This window comes from Acidithiobacillus sp. TH-A36, assembly GCF_057473445.1.
The window spans coordinates 1-2,894 of sequence record NZ_JBYCKP010000061.1 but is presented as its reverse complement, the minus strand read 5'-3'; the positions used below and the strand labels follow the sequence as shown (position 1 = coordinate 2,894).

Here is a 2,894-nt window from a genome sequence, read left to right as displayed (position 1 = left end):
CATGGAACCGTCAAAATACGGCCGCACCAACACAGGCAAAATCCGGAGAATATCTGCCGGCAGAAAAAAACATGGGACAGCCTGAAGCAGCGATCGTGGAGGGGACTCGGTCTTTTGATATTCCGCCCATTCCCAATGATTCACCGCTTATTGACCGCATACAGCAGCGTGCCGTTCAGTTTCAGTCTGGGGTCTCCGCCATGCAGCATCAACTGGATGAAACGTTGACGGCGTACATCCCCAACCTGACTCGACTGACAGATGATCTGATCCAGATCATGGAAGACAACTGGAAAGAAGACTTCAATAGCGCGAATAAAGCGTTACGGCCCACATGGGAAGACATATCCCGCTTTTACCGGTCTCTGAACCTCAAAAAAGGGATTCTACTGGAAGTGATGGAAACAGACCGGGATGCCATCACCCGACTGCGCAGCCGTCTGGAAAAACTGGCGGAACTGGTCAATGGCGGGATGCCGGAGATTACCAGAGGGCTGTTCTGATATGAGCGTTTTTTCCGGAGCAACCAGGTATCCCAGCCGACGGTGGATGCCAGCGGATCGAAAAAACATCGGCAGCACATCACAGGTTTCACTCCACCTGGGGATGCGTCGTATGCCGCACGAGACGCGGCCATTTTTTACGGACTTTCCTTACAACTTGAATGTAGATGCTTTGGAGGATAAGCCATATGGCCCGCACCCTTGACTTACAGCAAGCCGCAGACTTTCTTCAGATTAGTAAGGAAGAGCTTCGACGTCGGGCAAAACGTGGCGTGGTCCAGGGGGCCAAGCCAGGTAAGTGTTGGGCATTTCTTGAAGAAGACCTTGTCGCCTACTTCCGGTCGCTCTATTCTGAGAATCGGCAAGCGGCGCCTTCTCTGCAAAAGGAGGCAATATGCTCTACAAACGTGGTCGAACTTGGTGGATCGATTTCACAGCACCCAACGGACAGCGAGTTAGACGATCTGCTGCTACATCCGATAGAACACTGGCCCAAGAGCTTCACGACCAGCTCAGAACAAAAGCGTGGCGACAGGTAGAGTTGGGGGAAAAGCCTGATTACACCTGGGACAACGCAGGTGCCAGATGGTTGAAGGAGCGCAGCTATAAGGCGGATTTCAAACATGACATTGAAAAGCTTCGCTGGTTACAGCAGTTTTTCCGGGGGAAACGCCTCAAGGATATGGATCGTGAGTTCATCATGACGGTGATAGATCAAAAAAAGGCGGAGACCAGCCCGGCCACCGCAAACCGTTATCTCGCGCTTGTCCGTGCCATTTTGCGGTGCTGCCTGGAATGGGGCTGGATTGACCATGCTCCGCTTCTGCGCCAGTATCGGGAGCCTAAGCGCCGGATTCGATGGTTAACTCAGGAAGAAGCGCAGTCTCTGCTTGCAGAGTTGCCAGAGCATTTGAGAGATATGGCAGAATTTTCTTTGTTAACCGGGTTACGCAAGGCTAACGTAGTTGGTTTGACATGGAAGCAGGTCGATTTGACGCGTCGGGTTGCCTGGATTCATGCAGATCAGGCAAAGGCCCGCAAGGCCATCGGGGTTCCCTTAAATGACGAGGCTGTCAGCATTATCCGGCGGCAGCTTGGCCGACATGTCCGTTTCGTTTTTACTTTTAAAGGCAGGCCGGTTCAGCAGGTTAACACCCGTTCCTGGGGTAAGGCGCTTAAGCGGGCAGGGATTGAAGACTTTCGGTGGCATGATCTTCGTCATACATGGGCCAGTTGGCATGCCCAAGCGGGTACTCCCCTGAATGTGCTTCAGGAATTGGGAGGATGGGAGTCAGTGGAGATGGTCAGAAAATATGCGCATTTGGCGCCAGATCATCTAAAACAGTACGTGGGTAACGTGGGAGGATTCACGGAAAAAGATGGTACGAACACGTCACAGAAGGGGAAGTTGAATGGTATGCAGGTCATCTAACTCATTGTTTTATTGGTGGCGCTTCAGGGATTCGAACCCCGGACACGCGGATTATGATTCCGCTGCTCTAACCGACTGAGCTAAAGCGCCAAGAGCGGCAAATTAAAGCGTTTACAGGCGCTGATGTCAAGCCATAGCGGGTTTAAGCTGCATTTGGCTGGGGGATTAAACCGCATTGAGTGGAATGCGGAGGTAGGCTACGCCATTATCCGCCTTCGGGGGGAGTTCGCCGGCGCGGATGTTGACCTGAAGTGCCGGCAAAATCAGTTTGGGCATGGCCAGGGTTGCATCCCTTTTTTGGCGGAGTGCGACAAAATCGGCCAGACTCCGATGATTGCCCAGATGAATATTATGGGCTTTTTCCTCGGCGACCGTGCTCTCCCAGCGGTATTCGTCACGTCCCGGGGCCTTGTAATCGTGGCCGACAAACAGGCGCGTTTCCTCCGGAAGCGCAAATATGCGCTGAACTGAATGGTACAGTGTCTCTGCACTGCCACCCGGAAAATCACAGCGGGCAGAGCCGTAATCCGGCATGAACAGGGTGTCGCCGACAAAGGCGGCGTCGCCGATGACGTAAGTCAGGCAAGCAGGCGTATGGCCGGGGGTGTGCATGACCTGGACGGACAGTTTGCCGATGCTAAAAGTCTCGCCATCGGCAAAGAGATGGTCAAACTGTCTGCCATCCTGAGGAATCTGATCGGACTCGTCATAGAGCTGGGCGAAAATTTTTTGCACCTGGGTGATGTGAGCCCCGATGCCTATTTTGCAGCCGAGTTCCTTGCGGAGAAAGTCCGCCGCACTGAGGTGGTCGGCGTGGGCATGGGTATCGAGTATCCACTCAACCTGCAGATTTTCCTCGCGAACGCGCGCCAGGAGTTTGTCAGCCGAGCTGTGCGAAGTGCGCCCGCTGGCATAATCAAAATCCAGGACCGGATCAATAATGGCGCAAGAGCGACCTT

4 protein-coding genes and 1 tRNA gene are annotated in these 2,894 nt (G+C 53.6%); 3 read left to right on the top strand and 2 right to left on the bottom strand.

The features are described from left to right. The 3 genes from AC2VLY_RS01555 to AC2VLY_RS01545 all read left to right on the top strand — a co-directional run. On the top strand, positions 1-503 hold a 503-nt coding region (locus tag AC2VLY_RS01555; RefSeq protein ID WP_486893258.1), incomplete at its 5' end, for a hypothetical protein. A gap of 167 nt (positions 504-670) precedes the next feature. Further along, the gene (locus AC2VLY_RS01550) at positions 671-1,042 is read left to right on the top strand and encodes a helix-turn-helix domain-containing protein (RefSeq protein ID WP_486921664.1); all 372 of its coding nucleotides are present in this window, start codon (positions 671-673) and stop codon (positions 1,040-1,042) included. Further along, positions 928-1,935, top strand: a complete 1,008-nt coding sequence (locus AC2VLY_RS01545) for a tyrosine-type recombinase/integrase (protein ID WP_486893260.1) — start codon at positions 928-930, stop codon at positions 1,933-1,935. Before AC2VLY_RS01550 ends, AC2VLY_RS01545 begins: the two co-directional genes overlap by 115 nt. Before the next feature lie 13 nt (positions 1,936-1,948). Here the strand turns inward: AC2VLY_RS01545 and AC2VLY_RS01540 are convergent. Together AC2VLY_RS01540 and AC2VLY_RS01535 are read right to left on the bottom strand one after the other, a co-directional pair. Further along, positions 1,949-2,025: transfer RNA gene (locus AC2VLY_RS01540), tRNA-Met, on the bottom strand. A 75-nt stretch (positions 2,026-2,100) separates the two neighbouring features. Beyond that, on the bottom strand, positions 2,101-2,894 hold a 794-nt coding region (locus AC2VLY_RS01535; protein WP_486921663.1), incomplete at its 5' end, for an MBL fold metallo-hydrolase.

Bases quoted from the DNA above. Each gene is read 5' to 3' on its own strand.
- AC2VLY_RS01550 (WP_486921664.1), top strand. From the start codon at position 671: ATGCTTTGGAGGATAAGCCATATGGCCCGCACCCTTGACTTACAGCAA.